12 protein-coding genes are annotated in these 14,955 nt (G+C 61.4%); 4 read left to right on the top strand and 8 right to left on the bottom strand.

The genetic code is table 11. The features are described from left to right. Positions 1-3: 3 nt before the first annotated feature. From cobG to cobJ, 4 genes are read left to right on the top strand one after another with little or no spacing between them, the layout of a single operon-like run. Positions 4-1,335 carry a precorrin-3B synthase gene (gene cobG / locus HBN79_RS00360; RefSeq protein ID WP_275942186.1) on the top strand — a complete coding sequence of 444 codons (1,332 nt, stop codon included), beginning with the start codon at positions 4-6 and terminating at the stop codon, positions 1,333-1,335. After that, positions 1,328-1,954: a precorrin-8X methylmutase gene (locus tag HBN79_RS00355; RefSeq protein WP_016783380.1), complete on the top strand. Its 627-nt coding sequence runs from the start codon at positions 1,328-1,330 to the stop codon at positions 1,952-1,954. Before cobG ends, HBN79_RS00355 begins: the two co-directional genes overlap by 8 nt. Continuing rightward, complete coding sequence (locus tag HBN79_RS00350) at positions 1,954-2,685, top strand: precorrin-2 C(20)-methyltransferase (RefSeq protein ID WP_086798974.1); 732 nt, start codon at positions 1,954-1,956, stop codon at positions 2,683-2,685. Before HBN79_RS00355 ends, HBN79_RS00350 begins: the two co-directional genes overlap by 1 nt. Then, positions 2,682-4,349 (top strand): precorrin-3B C(17)-methyltransferase, encoded by a 1,668-nt coding sequence (gene cobJ / locus HBN79_RS00345; protein ID WP_169916114.1) that lies wholly within the window; start codon positions 2,682-2,684, stop codon positions 4,347-4,349. The genes HBN79_RS00350 and cobJ overlap by 4 nt, the downstream gene beginning before the upstream one ends. 81 nt (positions 4,350-4,430) lie before the next feature. Here the strand turns inward: cobJ and HBN79_RS00340 are convergent, their stop codons facing one another. From HBN79_RS00340 to prmA, 8 genes are all read right to left on the bottom strand, one after another. Continuing rightward, complete coding sequence (locus HBN79_RS00340; protein ID WP_095001023.1) at positions 4,431-5,027, bottom strand: MarC family protein; 597 nt, start codon at positions 5,025-5,027, stop codon at positions 4,431-4,433. Positions 5,028-5,085: 58 nt separating this feature from the next. Next, positions 5,086-7,866, bottom strand: a complete 2,781-nt coding sequence (locus HBN79_RS00335; protein ID WP_095001024.1) for a hybrid sensor histidine kinase/response regulator — start codon at positions 7,864-7,866, stop codon at positions 5,086-5,088. Positions 7,867-7,965: 99 nt separating this feature from the next. Then, positions 7,966-9,264: a phosphoribosylamine--glycine ligase gene (purD, locus tag HBN79_RS00330; protein ID WP_153400191.1), complete on the bottom strand. Its 1,299-nt coding sequence runs from the start codon at positions 9,262-9,264 to the stop codon at positions 7,966-7,968. A gap of 183 nt (positions 9,265-9,447) precedes the next feature. After that, a complete protein-coding gene (purH, locus tag HBN79_RS00325; protein WP_095019746.1) occupies positions 9,448-11,055 on the bottom strand; it encodes a bifunctional phosphoribosylaminoimidazolecarboxamide formyltransferase/IMP cyclohydrolase in 1,608 nt (535 codons plus the stop codon). An 81-nt stretch (positions 11,056-11,136) separates the two neighbouring features. After that, positions 11,137-11,457, bottom strand: coding sequence for a DNA-binding transcriptional regulator Fis (gene fis / locus HBN79_RS00320; protein WP_003439210.1), 321 nt, complete (start codon positions 11,455-11,457; stop codon positions 11,137-11,139). Continuing rightward, positions 11,454-12,467, bottom strand: a complete 1,014-nt coding sequence (dusB, locus tag HBN79_RS00315) for a tRNA dihydrouridine synthase DusB (RefSeq protein WP_095001027.1) — start codon at positions 12,465-12,467, stop codon at positions 11,454-11,456. Before dusB ends, fis begins: the two co-directional genes overlap by 4 nt. A 197-nt stretch (positions 12,468-12,664) precedes the next feature. After that, positions 12,665-13,918: a DUF3426 domain-containing protein gene (locus HBN79_RS00310; RefSeq protein ID WP_169916113.1), complete on the bottom strand. Its 1,254-nt coding sequence runs from the start codon at positions 13,916-13,918 to the stop codon at positions 12,665-12,667. Between the two features lie 30 nt (positions 13,919-13,948). Next, entirely contained in the window at positions 13,949-14,827 is an 879-nt protein-coding gene (gene prmA, locus HBN79_RS00305) for a 50S ribosomal protein L11 methyltransferase (RefSeq protein ID WP_095019748.1), read from the bottom strand. Positions 14,828-14,955: the final 128 nt, after the last annotated feature.

The raw sequence follows: 14,955 nt of genomic DNA, 5'->3' as shown, positions 1-14,955 counted from the left end.
TCCTTGAACTTGCCACCTGAACTTTCTGTCACGACGCCTGTGCGCCCCTCGGCTTGCCCGGGGTTACTGCGTATCGTCCAGGCAATGGATGGCGGTATCTGTCGGGTCAAGCTGGATGGCGGCGCGATTAACGCCGATCAGGCTCGCACGGTGGCAGATGTGGCTCAGCGGTATGCCAGTGGTGTGATCGAAGCGACCAACCGTGGCAATTTGCAAATCCGTGGTGTGGGGCCGCAGCACAGTGCATTGATTGCGCCCTTGCTGGCGGCCGGGCTTGGGCCTGCTACTGCCGCCAGTGACGACGTGCGCAACTTGATGCTCAGCCCGAGTGCCGGCATTGATCTGCAGATGCATATCGATACGTGGCCGGTGGCCCGGCAGATACTGGCCAGCCTGCAAAGCACGCCAAGGTTCACCGAGCTGTCGGCCAAGTTCGCCGTGCAACTGGATGGCGGCGAGGCCCTGGCCATGCTGGAGCATCCGCATGATCTGTGGTTGTCGGCATTTGTGCGTAATGGCCAGACGCTGTTGGCTTTTGGCCTGGCCGGGTGCCCGGCGCACGATTGCGCGTTGGCAGCCGTACCCGTGGAGTACGGGCATGAGCTGGTGTTGGCCGTGCTGATGCAGTTTCTGGATCTGGCGCGACCTGAGCAAACCCGCATGCGTCATCTGCTGGAGGAGGTCACCACTGAGTCATTTGTCGGGCAGCTGGCACAGCGAATCAGCGTGGCACTGTTGCCTGCTGGCGACTGGCAGTGCAGGGCCATCTCGGCGTCCATGCACCTCGGCATTTGGCCACAGCAAGCGCCTGGTCGGGTCTATATCGGCGGGGCGCCGGCACTGGGGCGGCTGGATGCGGCGATGCTCACGGGGTTGGCCGAGCTGGCCGAGCGCTACGGCGATGGCACTTTACGGTTCACGCCATGGCAGAGCGTCTTGTTGCCCAACATAGCGGCCGCTCAGGCCGCTGCGGTGATGAGCCAGTTGATGGTGCTCGGCTTGATCGTAGAGGCTGGCAACCCGCTGGCGCATCTGGTGGCCTGTACCGGCTCCAGTGCCTGTGCCAAAGGGCTGGCCGACACGAAGCATGATGCCCGTCAGTTGGCCGCGTTGCTGCCAAAGCCTTTGAATATTCACCTGACCGGCTGCCAGCGCTCCTGCGCGGCAGCCCACGTCGCGCCGGTCACTTTACTGGCCGTGGCGCCCGGTCATTACGACCTCTATTTACGCACCCCGGAGCACGCCGGTTTCGGTGTTCTGCGCGAGCGCAATCTTACAATTGAAGCGGCGGGCGCCTGGCTTGAGGCCCGCCAATGGAGCAACACCGATGATTGATTACATCCGCGATGGTCAAGAGATCTATCGCAATTCGTTCGCCATTATTCGTGCCGAGGCCAACCTCGACAGCATCCCGGCGGACCTCGAAAAACTGGCCGTGCGTGTGATCCACGCCTGCGGCATGGTCGATGCCATTGAAGACCTGCGTTTTTCGCCGGGTGCCGGCAAGGCCGGGCGTGATGCGCTGGCGGCAGGTGCTGCCATTCTGTGCGATGCGCGGATGGTTTCCGAAGGCGTCACCCGTACCCGTTTGCCGGCCAACAACCCGGTGATCTGCACCCTGCGCGAAGAAGGCGTACCTGAGCTGGCGCTGGAGAAGGGCAACACCCGTTCGGCGGTGGCCCTTGAGCATTGGCGCCCGTACCTGGAAGGCAGTGTGGTGGTGATCGGAAACGCGCCCACCGCGCTGTTTTACCTGCTGGAAATGATCGATGCCGGCGCTCCCAAGCCGGCACTGATCCTGGGCTTCCCGGTGGGCTTTGTCGGCGCCGCGGAATCCAAGGCCATGCTTGCGGCAGACAGCCGTGGCGTGCCGTTTGTGATCATGCAAGGCCGCCGTGGCGGTAGTGCGATGGCGGCTGCGGCCGTCAACGCCCTGGCCACGGAGATCGAATAATGGCGCAACCAGGACGTTTGATAGGCTTGGGCGTAGGCCCCGGCGACCCTGAGCTGATCACGGTTAAAGCCCTGCGCCTGCTGCGCGAATCGCCGGTGGTGGCGTATTTCGTGGCCAAGGGCAAGAAGGGCAATGCGTTCGGCATCATCGAAGCCCATCTGCAAGACGCGCAAACCCAGATGCCGCTGGTGTACCCGGTGACCACCGAGGTGTTGCCGGAGCCGTTGTCCTACGAGCAGGTGATCAGTGATTTCTACGATCAGGCTGCGGTTGAAGTGGCCGTGCATCTGGATGCCGGCCGTGATGTGGCAGTGATCTGCGAAGGTGATCCGTTCTTCTACGGCTCCTATATGTACCTGCACGACCGTCTGGCCCAGCGTTTTGAAGCACAAGTGGTACCGGGCGTGTGCTCGATGCTGGGCGGCGCTTCGGTATTGGGCGTGCCGTTGGTGTATCGCAACCAGAGCCTGTCGGTGCTCTCGGGTGTGCTGCCCCACGAAGAACTCAAGTCGCGGCTGGCGGTTGCCGATGCGGCAGTGATCATGAAGCTGGGGCGCAACTTTCATAAAGTGCGCGAAGTGCTGGGCGAGCTGGGGCTGGCCGAGCGGGCGTTGTATGTCGAGCGCGCCACCATGAGCAATCAGAAGATCGTGCCGCTCAATGAAGTGGAACCGATGTCTTCGCCGTATTTCTCGCTGATTATCGTCCCAGGCGAAAGGTGGCAGGGTTGAGTCGCCCGGCACCGGCCATTGTCATTCTGGGCAATGGCAGCCTGGACACTGCACGCCGTATCCAGCAGTTGCTGCCCGGCGCTTCTGTCCTCGGGCTGGCAGGGCGGGTAGACGGCGGTGATCGCAGTTACAGCGATTTCGGCGACACCCTGCGTCAGCTTTATCAGCAGGACACGCCGATTATTGCGCTATGCGCTGCGGGTATTGTGATCCGCACGCTGGCGCCGTTGCTGCTGGAAAAAGGCGCCGAGCCACCGGTACTGGCGGTTGCCGAAGACGCCAGCGCGGTGGTGCCGTTGCTGGGCGGGCTGGGTGGGGTGAATGATCTGGCGCGGGTCATTGCGGCGGGTCTGGGCATTGCTCCGGCGATCACCACCAGCGGCGAACTGCGCTTTGGCACCTGTCTGCTCAATCCGCCTGCGGGCTATGTGCTGGCCGATCTGGAGCTGGGCAAACGCTTTGTTTCGGACCTGCTGGCCGGCGAATCAGTGCGTATCGAAGGCGATGCGCCGTGGCTGGCGCGGGCGCAACTGCCCGAAAGCGGGCAGGCGCGTCTGGCGATCCATGTGGGCAGCGCCGAGCGTCTGCCAGCGGCAGACGAGTTGCTGATTTATTCGCGCAATGTACTGGCGCAGGTGTGTGCCGAGGTTTCGCCACAGTCAGTCCTCGAATCGTTGCACCAGGCCGGGCTGGCACGTCAGTCGCTGGCGTGCATCGTCGCACCGGAAACCTTGATGGCCAGTGCAGCGCTGCGTGAAACGGCCCTTGAGCTGGCGGTGCCGTTGCGGTTTGTGGGCAGCGATGCAGCGTTGCTGCCTGTTGCCTGGTGTGAACCGGGCAATGGCGTGGTGCTGGGTGTTGCCGCGGTGCCGCTGGAACCTGAAACGATTGGCCGGGCCCGTGGCCGTCTGGCTGTAATTGGCCTGGGCCCCGGCGCTGCCGAACTGATGGTGCCGGCGGTCAAGGCCGAGCTGGCACGGGCCAATGATGTGCTGGGTTATGAAACCTATGTGCGTATGGCCGGCCCGTTCCGCGACGATCAGGTGATGCATTGCACCGATAACCGCGAAGAGATGCAGCGCGCCCGCCACGCCTTCGAGCTGGCGGCGCAGGGGCGTTCGGTGGTGGTGGTGTCTTCGGGGGATCCTGGGGTTTTTGCCATGGCCGCAGCCGTGCTCGAAGCCTTGCATGAGTCTGTGGACCCGCAGTGGCACAGCGTCGATCTGGAGATCCTGCCGGGTGTGTCAGCTTCACTGGCAACGGCCGCGCAGGCCGGGGCGCCGCTGGGGCATGACTTCTGTGTGATGTCGCTGTCGGACAACCTCAAGCCGTGGAGCATTATTGAGAAGCGTCTGGACCTGGCTTGCGAGGCGGATCTGGCGTTGGCGTTCTACAACCCGATTTCCCGTTCACGGCCATGGCAGCTGGGCGTTGCGCTGGATATCGTCAGGCGCCATCGCACGCCGCAAACGCCGGTGGTGCTGGGTCGTGACATTGGCCGTCCGGGCCAGATCCTGCGCACCCTGACCCTGGGCGAGTTGACCCCGGAGCAGGTGGATATGCGCACCATGGTGCTGGTGGGCTCGTCGACGACGTGCACCTTTGCCCGTGCTGACGGCATGCAATGGGTGTACACGCCGCGCTGGTATGGCGAAAAACCCTGAGCCCTGTGGGGGCGAGCCTGCTCGCGAAGCGGCTGTCAGAGCCTTTCGCGAGCAGGCTCGCTCCCACAGTTCTGTGTGTTTTCAGGGGACCATATAGCCCCTGATCCCGGTAAAGATGATCTGCGCTGCAAGGGCGCAGACAAACAGGCCCATCAGGCGGCTGACGATCTGCAAACCCTGCTCACCGAGAATCCGTTCGATTCGGTTGGACAGGTAAAGCACCACGCCCACCGTCAGGCTGGCCAGGGCAATACTGACAATCGCCATCAGCTTGTCATCCCAGTGGGGCTGGCTGACGCCCATGACCAGCAACGCACCGATCGTGCCGGGCCCGACAGTGAGCGGGATGGTCAAGGGCACAATCGTCACGTCCTGCTGCACATTGTCTGTTTGCACCGCAGACTTGCCTTGGGCCATGCCCAGCGCCGAGATAAACAGCACGCTGCCGGCACCGATGCGGAATGCATCGACGGTGATGCCGAAGACGCTGAAGATCGTGCGCCCGAACAGGTACAGCAATACACTGGAGATCAGCGTGGCCAGGGCCACTTTCCAGGCCAGCCGGCGGCGTTCCTTGTTCGAGTAACCCCGGGTCAGGCTGATAAAGCACGACAGCACGAAAAACGGGCTGTAAAGCACCAGCATCTTCAAGTACACACTGAACAGCACATGGAGCATGGTCTGAGCTCACATCGATAGGGGGCGCCGAAAGTCTATCAGGGGGATTGGCTGTCTGTTAGGACAGTTGCGTACGGGATTGACGCAGCTCACGTTGTTCGACCCAAAACTCCACCAGTTCGCGCAGTTGCGACAGTTCCACGGGTTTGGACATATGCCCGTCCATACCGGCCTGCCGGGCGCGTTCCTTGTGTTCGGTAAGGATGTGGGCGGTCAGGGCGACAACCGGAGTTCGTACCCGCTGGTGGCTGACTTCCCAGGCGCGCAACTGCTCGGTGGCGGAAAACCCGTCGAGTACCGGCATCTCACAGTCCATCAGCACCAGGTCATAGCGCTGGGTCTTCATAGCCTTGAGCGCTTCGGCACCATTGCAGGCCGTGTCCGGGTTCAGGTTGAGCTTGCCCAGCATGCCGCGGATAACCTTGGTCGAGATGTTGTTGTCTTCGGCCACCAGAATGCGGAAGTCGCCGGGCACGGAGACCGCAACGGCAGCGGGGCCATTGGCGGTGGTTTGTGCGGCGGCATGGCCTTTGTTGCGCTGGGTCAGTTCGTCCGCCAGGGTGGTCTTGAGGGTGTAGCCGGCCACCGGCTTGGCGAGGATGCGCTTGATCCCGCAGTTACGCGCAATGATCTTGCTAGGGGCATTACTGATACCGGTGAGCATGACCAGCAGGATGTCGTGGTTCAGGCTCGGGTCTTCCTTGATCTTGGCGGCCAGTTGCATGCCGGTCATGCCGGGCATGTTCTGGTCCAGCAGGACGATGTCGAAGTAGTCTCGCAAGTGCGCCTTGGTGCGCAGCAAGGCCAGGGCTTCCTTGCCCGAGGCGGCGGCGCTGACATTCAAGCCCCAGGCGGAGCATTGCTGCACCAGCACTTTGCGGCAGGTGTCGTTGTCGTCCACCACCAGTACCCGCGCGCCTTTGAGCGGGCTGTCGAGGTCCGAGGTGGGGTGTTCCAGGTGTTGCGGGTCCAGGGGCAGGGTCAGCCACAGGTTGCTGCCGGTGGTTTGACCGGACTTTATGCCGAATTCGCCGCCCATCAGCATGATCAGCTGGCGGGCGATCACCAGCCCCAGGTGGCCGCCCAGGCGGGTGGCGGCAAGGAAGTTCTTGCTGTGCAGTTCGGCGTGCAACAGGGCGTCACGCTCCTGCTCATCCATCGGCTGGCCGGAGTCCTGGATCGCAATGCGCAAGCGTGGCGGGCCATTGCGCTCCTCAAGGGCCACGACGATCAGGATCTCACCCTCGTCGGTCTTTTTCAGGGAGCTTTCGAGCAGGCTGAGCAGGGTCTGGCGCAAGCGTGTGGGGTCGCCGCTGATCACCCGTGGCACTTGTGGCTGGATAAAGCTGATGAGTTCGACGTTCTGCTGTTCGGCCTTGGTGCGGAAGATGCTCAGGCAATCCTCGATCAGGGCATTGAGGTCGAACTGCACGTCATCCAGTTCGATCTGCCCTGACTCAAGCTTGGAAATGTCGAGGATTTCGTTGATCAGCGTCAGCAGCTCATTACCGGCGCTGTGGATGGTCTGTACGTAGTCGCGCTGCTTGACCGAAAGCGGTGTGCCCAGCAGCAGCTCGGTCATGCCCAGCACGCCGTTCATGGGGGTGCGGATTTCATGGCTGATCTTGGACAGGAACTCGGCCTTGGCATTGACTTCGGCCGTGCTGGCCGCCAGTTCGCGGCTGATGCTGAACTGGGCCTGGGTGATGCTGCGGTTGCGTTCGCTCAGGGCGAAGCTCATCAGCAAGCCGCTGATGCACACCACGCACATCAGCGCCAGCACCAGCTCCTGCGGTGCGATGAGGGTCAGGCCCAGTAGCGCCGGGAGAATCACCAGGGTGCCGATATTGAAAATCACCATCGCCATGGCAAACATGCGTGCCGGTTTGTAGCCCTTTTGCCAGTGGTAAACCGATACGGCCAGAATGCTGACACTTGCCAGTCCGACCAGGGCATAGGTAATGAGGTTCAGCGGCAGGTTGTCGATAAACAGCAGCAACAGGCCACCGAGGGCGATAATAAGAATGTCCAGCAGCAGCAGTTTGAGCAGCCGATGGGCACCGCGACTCGCGAAAAAACTATAGGTGAACATCAGCCCGCACGGCGCGGTCAGCAGCAGTGTCAGGTAGGCGCCCGGGGTTTGCAGGCTGTGCCACTGCCCCAGCCAGGGGTCGAGCAGGTTCAGGAACAACACTGAACTGGCCATGAGCAATGCTTCGCAGATCGCCAGCCACAGGCTGCTGGGCGAGCGGCTGAAGGCAAAGCGCACAATGTTGTGCAGCAACAGCATCGTCATGCAGCCCAGCAACAGGCCATAGAGCAGGGGCTTGCTCTGGCTGGCGGCCAGCATCACGGCAGTGTCGAGAGTAATGTGGGGGCGCAGCTGGTGGTCAGAGACCATGCGCAGGTAAACATCCAGCGGTTCGGCGCTTTGCGGCAGGGGCAGCAGGTAGTCACTGCTGGGCACCGGTTTGCGGTTGGTGGGCAATGCCGAGCCGGTGTTGATTTCGCTGATCAGTTTTTGATCATCGAATACATACATGTCCAGGCGCGCCAGGTCAGGGGCAAACAGCCGCAGGATCTGCTCGTGCTTGTCGGGTTGCAGGCGTACGCGCAGCCACAAGGCTTCGCCGGGTTCAGCAGCACCAATGCGGTCAAGGTCGACAGGGCTGAACTGGCTGGACAGGCGAGGGGAGCGTACATCGCTCAGTTGCAGGCTGGCCTGCGGGTCTGACAGAACAGACCAACTGGTCGCTGTAGCGGCTTGCGCAGGCATCATGCCAAGCACAGTGGCCAGTAGGGCGGCGGTAAAAGCTATGGCGATCCTGAGCCAGCGCACGGCGAAATCCCTTCATGGATTGAAGCTAGACGGTAACTATGCGCGGGCCTGGAACGGTTAGGCAAGGGCGCAGACGCCCCGCCTATCCGTATGGAGTGTTTACTCCTGAGGTTCACCACGTTCGCGAGCAATGGCACGGTAGCCGATATCGTTACGGTAGAAGCAACCCTCCCACTCGATGGCCTTGGCCAGCTCGTAAGCCTTGTGCTGTGCCGCTTCTACGGTGTCGCCCATGGCGGTTGCGCACAACACGCGACCCCCCGAGGTCACCACCTCACCGGCTTGATTGAGTGCAGTACCGGCATGGAACACTTTGCCTTCCAGCTTGGCGGCTGCGTCCAGACCCTGGATAACAGTACCTTTGGCGTAATCGCCAGGGTAGCCGCCGGCGGCCAGCACGATACCCAGGCTCGGGCGCGGATCCCATTGCGCTTCAACCTTGTCCAGCGCTTGAGCCAGAGCCGCTTCAACCAGCAGCACCAGGCTCGATTGCAGGCGCAGCATCACCGGTTGGGTTTCCGGATCGCCGAAGCGGCAGTTGAACTCGATCACTTTCGGGTTACCGGCCTTGTCGATCATCAGCCCTGCGTACAGGAAACCGGTGTAGACGTTGCCTTCTTCGGCCATGCCACGCACGGTTGGCCAGATGACCAGGTCCATGACGCGCTGATGAACGTCAGCGGTGACCACCGGGGCAGGAGAGTAAGCGCCCATGCCTCCGGTGTTCGGGCCGGTGTCGCCGTCGCCGACACGCTTGTGGTCCTGGCTGGTGGCCATCGGCAATACGTTCTTGCCGTCGACCATCACGATAAAGCTGGCTTCTTCGCCGTCGAGGAACTCTTCGATCACCACGCGCGAGCCGGCTTCGCCAAAGGCGTTGCCTGCGAGCATGTCACGCACGGCGTCTTCGGCTTCGGCCAGGGTCATGGCGACGATAACGCCTTTGCCGGCAGCCAGGCCGTCAGCCTTGATCACGATCGGCGCGCCGACTTTCTGCAGGTAAGCCAGAGCCGGTTCGATTTCGGTGAAGTTCTGGTAGTCGGCGGTCGGGATCTTGTGACGCGCCAGGAAGTCTTTGGTGAAGGCCTTGGAGCCTTCCAGCTGGGCAGCGCCAGCGGTCGGGCCGAAGCAGTCCAGGCCACGGGAGCGGAACAGGTCAACCACACCGGCAACCAGCGGGACTTCCGGGCCCACGATGGTCAGGGAAACGTTTTTCTCGGCAAAATCTGCCAGTTGCTCAAGGGCCAGCACGTCGATGGAGACGTTCTCGCATTTGGCTTCAATGGCGGTGCCGGCGTTGCCCGGGGCAACGAATACTTTGGCGACACGTGGGTCCTGAGCTACTTTCCAGGCCAGTGCGTGTTCGCGGCCACCGCTGCCAATGATCAAAACATTCATTTCAAAAACCTCGGATGACGCTGAATTCTGATGAGCACCGCTGAGGTGCCTGAAGGCCGGGCTTTTGTGGGAGCCGGGCTTGCCCGCGATACAGGCACCTCGGTGTTTCAGACACTACCGAGGTGTTGCTGTCGCAGGCAAGCCAGCTCCCACAAAAGCCGGTGCCTACATGGGATCGTGCTGTTAGTGACGGAAGTGGCGCATGCCGGTGAACACCATGGCAATGCCCGCTTCGTCAGCGGCTGCAATCACTTCGTTGTCACGCATCGAGCCGCCTGGCTGGATCACGGCAGTGATACCGGCTTTGGCTGCGTTGTCGATGCCGTCACGGAACGGGAAGAATGCGTCCGATGCCATGACCGCGCCCTGCACTTGCAGGCCGGCGTGTTCAGCCTTGATCGCAGCGATACGGGCCGAGTTTACGCGGCTCATCTGGCCTGCGCCGACACCGATGGTCTGACGACCCTTGGCGTAAACAATGGCGTTGGATTTTACGTACTTGGCCACTTTCCAGGCAAAGATCAGGTCGTTGATCTCTTGCTCGCTCGGGGCGCGCTTGGTCACGACTTTCAGGTCTTCGCTGCCGATCATCTCGATGTCGCGGCTCTGTACCAGCAAACCGCCGTTAACGCGTTTGAAGTCCCAGGCCGGGGCGCGATCTTCGCTCCACTGGCCGCAGGCCAGCAGGCGCACGTTGGCTTTGGCGGCCACGATGGCGCGAGCTTCTTCGCTCACGGACGGGGCGATGATCACTTCAACGAACTGACGCTCGACAATGGCCTTGGCCGTTTCGGCGTCCAGCTCACGGTTGAAAGCGATAATGCCGCCGAAAGCCGACTCGGTATCCGTGGCGTATGCCAGCTCGTAGGCCTGGCGAATGCCGCCTTCGGCGTCCGGGCTGACGGCAACGCCGCACGGGTTGGCGTGCTTGACGATGACGCATGCCGGTTTGACAAAGCTTTTTACACATTCCAGCGCGGCATCGGTATCGGCCACGTTGTTGAACGACAGTTCCTTGCCTTGCAGCTGGGTTGCAGTGGCAATGCTGACTTCGGTCGGCTTGGCTTCAACGTAGAACGCCGCTTTCTGGTGCGGGTTCTCGCCGTAGCGCATTTCCTGGGCCTTGATGAACTGGCTGTTGAAGGTGCGCGGGAACAGGCCGCGGTCTTCGGTGCTCAGTGTTTCAGCGGCCTGGTTCACGGTGCCCAAGTAGTTGGCGATCATGCCGTCGTAGGCGGCAGTGTGTTCGAAGGCCTTGAGCATCAGGTCGAAACGCTGCGCGTAGGTCAGGCCGCCGGCCTTGAGGTTTTCCAGAACATTGGCGTAGTCGCTGGCATTGACCACGATGGCCACGTCTTTGTGGTTTTTCGCTGCCGAGCGAACCATGGTCGGGCCACCGATATCGATGTTCTCGATGGCGGTCGGCAGGTCGCAACCTGGTTTGGAGATGGTGGCTTCGAACGGGTAGAGGTTGACCGCGACCAGGTCGATCGGCTTGATGCCGTGCTCGTTCATGATGTCGTCGTCGATGCCGCGACGGCCCAGGATGCCGCCGTGGATTTTCGGATGCAGGGTTTTCACCCGACCGTCCATCATTTCTGCAAAGCCGGTGTAGTCCGCGACTTCAACAGCGGCCACACCGTTGTCTTGCAGCAGCTTGAAGGTACCGCCAGTGGACAGGATCTCGACGCCGAGGGCTTCCAGTTCACGGGCGAAATCAAGGATTCCGGTTTTGTCGGAAACGCTGATTAGAGCGCGGCGGATCGGCAGGCGGGTAGTCTGATCGGTCATCTCGATTTCCATCAAAAGCAAAGGAGTCAGCAAAAAAGGCGGCCTGTTTTATCAGGACGCCTTTCAGGTTTGATTGAATGCTTACAGCAGATCGTACTGTTTGAGCTTTTTGCGCAAGGTGCCGCGATTGAGGCCCAGCAGCTCGGAGGCCTTGGTCTGGTTGCCCTTGACGTAGTTCATGACGCACTCGAGAAGGGGAGCCTCGACTTCGGAAAGTACCAGGTTGTAGACGTCCGTGACTTCAGCGCCCTCCAGATGGGCGAAATAATTGTGCAGCGCCTTCTCGACACTCCCGCGAAGGGTCTGGCCTTCTTCGCTCGGTGTATTGAGGTGCTGTTTCAAGTTGACGTTGTCGCTCACGGGCGTTGTTCCACTCACTAATGTCTCGGTCATCATCGTCATGCGGCCACCCATCCTTCGTCCCCTGTCACCAGGCTCTTGTGTCGTTCGGCGAAAAACGCCTGAACGTTGGCGCATTGTGCTTCCGTATCTTCCAAACGATTGAAGTGGGCGCGAAACTCCTTGGCGCCCGGCAAGGTTGCCAGATACCACCCGACATGCTTACGGGCGATACGTACGCCCAGCACCTCCCCATAGAAGGTGTGCAATGCAGCCAGGTGCTCTAGCAGAATACGTTCCACTTCGATCATCTCCGGTGCCGGCAGCAGTTGCCCGGTACGCAGAAAGTGATCGACTTCGCGGAAAATCCAGGGCCGCCCCTGGGCCGCCCTGCCAATCAACAGTCCGTCAGCCCCGGTCGCGTTCAGCACGTGCAGGGCCTTTTGGGGTGAATCGATATCGCCGTTGGCAAACACCGGTATCGACACGGCCTGCTTGATCGCGGCAATGGTGTCGTACTCGGCATCACCGGTGTACAGGTCGGCACGGGTTCTGCCGTGCACCGCCAGTGCGCTGATCCCGGCTTGTTCGGCGATCTTTGCCACCGTGATGCCGTTCTTGTTGTCCCGGTCCCAGCCGGTGCGGATCTTCAGGGTAACCGGCACATCAACCGCAGCCACGACGGCCTGCAGGATCTCGTTTACCAGTGCTTCGTCTTTCAGCAACGCGGAGCCGGCGGCCTTGTTGCAGACCTTCTTTGCCGGGCAACCCATGTTGATATCAATAATCTGTGCGCCCAGCTCCACATTGGCTCTGGCGGCGTCTGCCAGCATTTGCGCATCACCGCCGGCGATCTGTACCGAGCGTGGCTCGGGATCACCGTCGTGAATCATGCGCAGGCGCGATTTGCGACTGTTCCAGAGACTCATGTCACTGGTGACCATTTCCGAAACAACCAGGCCTGCACCCATGCGTCGGCAAAGCTGACGAAAGGGCTGGTCGGTGACACCCGCCATGGGGGCGAGAATCAAACCGTTGTTCAATGTATATGGGCCGATGCGTACCGCCGACATAGGACTTCCCTGTTGTGGGGCCGGATCTTGGGAGTTCGAAAAAGGGTTGGCATGATACCCGCTCTCGATGACTGGTTAAAGCTGCAATTGAGTGAATTTTGAACAATAAGCAGCAAGTTTCAAGGGTCAAGCGGCAAGCCGGTGCGCTTTAAACGTGTCGGTTACAGCTTAAAGCTAGCAACTTGTGCGAAACCCGCTCATTCGGGCGAGTGAAAACTCAGGCTGTAGTTCACGGCCTTGGGGCCCGGGTCGAGGATGTCCAGAGCAATGTGGATAGGGGTTTGCGGTGGCATTTCGGCTTTGGCCAAGTCGCCGCTGAGGTATTCGCCAGGTTTAAACCGACGACTGGCGATCATTTTGCCGTTGAGATCGGCAAATCGCAGCTCCAGCAGCGGGAAGGGCTGAGAGAACGGTGCGCGATTGTAGAGGATTGCATCCACCACCAGCGCACCGGCGAATTCCGGATGACTGCGTACCACCAGATTGCTGCTCTTGATCCGGTCGATATCGACCTTGGAGGGCACCGTACAGCCGATCTGCGGGCACAGCTGCTGGAAGATCGGGCGATACTGGTCCTGGCGTGCCAGTTCGTCGAAGTGGTTGGCAATGTACTGCCCGGCCAGTGCGGCTGCGGCCAGGAGTACCAGCAAGCTCCAGAGCAGGCGTTTGCCCCAGGGCGTACGGCGTTTTTGCCAGTCCAGCTGCAGCGGATCGTCCACCAGTTCCATCAGCGGGTCTTCGCCCATGGCCGGTTCATTGCGTTTGCGTCTGTCCTTGCTGACGGGCGCAGGCTCAGGGAGTGCGTCGTCCTCGTCCTCGGTGGCAGACAGTCGTTCGCCTGTCAGCGGCGGTTTGAGGTCGTCGTCCAGGGAAAGCTGAAGCGGCGGGGTATCGTCGGGTTCATCGAGGTCCAGTGACAATGACGGCTCGGTGCGTCCGGTTTGCGCAATCTCGGCGGCTTGCCCGGCAACCTTGGCGGATTCGGCGCGGTCTGCCGCAGATTCGCTGAACAGGCTGTCTGACCACTCACCTTCTTCTGCGTCAGAGGTTTCGCGACGAGCGCTTAGCGACGTGGTTTTGGGCTTGTGCGGTTGGCCAAAGCTTTTGCTGGGCTGGATTTCACGCTCTTCGAGCTTGGCCAGTTCTTCGTCCAGATCCAGATGGTCGAGATCGATCGTGCTGGTCTGCCACGGTGCCGGGTTGACCGGCACGGTTGGGGCAGGTACTTCGACAGGGGCAGGTTCGATCACTTCGGGCGCGGCGACGACGGGCATCTCCACGGCGGGCGGCTGCCCTGTTTCAGTGCTCTGGTTCAGCAGCTGCTGCGCGGCATTGAACACTTGCAGGCAGGCGCCACAGCGCACCACACCGCGCGCCATGCCCAATTGGGCATGGCTGACGCGAAAACTGGTCTGGCAATGTGGGCACTGGGTAACGAAGCTATCGCTCATGCGGCCATCCGGATTGGGCATGGTTTCATTCTAGCGCCGACGGCCGCTGATGCGCACCCAGCCATCGCGATTGGCAATCGGGTCCAGATCGAAGTCCTGGGCGTAAGCGGCGGCCACTTCTTCGCCCTGTTCGGCGAGGATGCCCGACAGTGCCAGGCGACCACCCGGTTTGACCAGGCTCGACAGTTGCGGGGCCAAAGCAACCAGTGGGCCGGCGAGGATGTTGGCGACCACGACATCGGCCTGCACTTGTGGCATGTCTTGCGGCAGGTACAGCGGGAACAGGGCCGGGTCGATGCCGTTGCGGTTGGCGTTGTCGCGTGAGGCTTCCAGCGCCTGCACGTCGATATCGGTGCCGACGGCTTCCTTGGCTCCCAGCAACAGGGCTGCGATGGCGAGGATGCCCGAGCCGCAGCCGAAGTCCAGCACGTTGCAGTCTTTCAGGTCCTGACCGTCCAGCCATTCCAGGCACAGGGCGGTGGTCGGGTGGGTGCCGGTGCCGAAAGCCAGGCCCGGATCGAGCAGCAGGTTGACGGCATCCGGCTCGGGAGCCGCGTGCCAGCTTGGCACGATCCACAGGCGCTGGCCAAAACGCATCGGGTGGAAATTGTCCATCCAGCTGCGTTCCCAGTCCTGGTCTTCGATCACTTCGGCGTGATGCTCAGGCAGTGGCGAACCGGTCAGCAGTTCCAGATGGGAGAGTACGAGTTCGGCTTCGGTGCCGCCTTCGAACAGTGCCAGCAAATGGGTGTGCGACCACAGCGGGGTGGTGTTGAGCTCAGGTTCGAAGATCGGTTGGTCTTCGGCGTCCATGAACGTAACCGAAACGGCACCGACTTCGAGGAACGCGTCTTCGTAGGTTTCGGCTTGTTCCGGGCTGATGGCGAGGCGTACTTGCAGCCAAGGCATGGCGGGCACCTTTGAAAAATTGGAGTGTGCAGCCGGTCGGGCCGCGAGAAGCGCGCAAGTTTACGCGAGCGTAGGCATGGGGGGTAATCAAAAAACGATGAATGCAACGGATCCCTGGTGGGAGCGGG

This window comes from Pseudomonas sp. WS 5051, from assembly GCF_012985715.1.
Lineage (GTDB): Bacteria > Pseudomonadota > Gammaproteobacteria > Pseudomonadales > Pseudomonadaceae > Aquipseudomonas > Aquipseudomonas bubulae.
Note: the sequence above shows the minus strand (reverse complement) of the source record. Positions and strands in the feature narration are given on the sequence as shown.

Bases quoted from the DNA above. Each gene is read 5' to 3' on its own strand.
- prmA (WP_095019748.1), bottom strand. From the start codon at position 14,827: ATGCCTTGGCTGCAAGTACGCCTCGCCATCAGCCCGGAACAAGCCGAA.
- dusB (WP_095001027.1), bottom strand. From the start codon at position 12,467: ATGTCGGCGGTACGCATCGGCCCATATACATTGAACAACGGTTTGATT.
- HBN79_RS00355 (WP_016783380.1), top strand. From the start codon at position 1,328: ATGATTGATTACATCCGCGATGGTCAAGAGATCTATCGCAATTCGTTC.
- HBN79_RS00310 (WP_169916113.1), bottom strand. From the start codon at position 13,918: ATGAGCGATAGCTTCGTTACCCAGTGCCCACATTGCCAGACCAGTTTT.
- HBN79_RS00340 (WP_095001023.1), bottom strand. From the start codon at position 5,027: ATGCTCCATGTGCTGTTCAGTGTGTACTTGAAGATGCTGGTGCTTTAC.
- HBN79_RS00350 (WP_086798974.1), top strand. From the start codon at position 1,954: ATGGCGCAACCAGGACGTTTGATAGGCTTGGGCGTAGGCCCCGGCGAC.
- fis (WP_003439210.1), bottom strand. From the start codon at position 11,457: ATGACGATGATGACCGAGACATTAGTGAGTGGAACAACGCCCGTGAGC.
- purD (WP_153400191.1), bottom strand. From the start codon at position 9,264: ATGAATGTTTTGATCATTGGCAGCGGTGGCCGCGAACACGCACTGGCC.
- purH (WP_095019746.1), bottom strand. From the start codon at position 11,055: ATGACCGATCAGACTACCCGCCTGCCGATCCGCCGCGCTCTAATCAGC.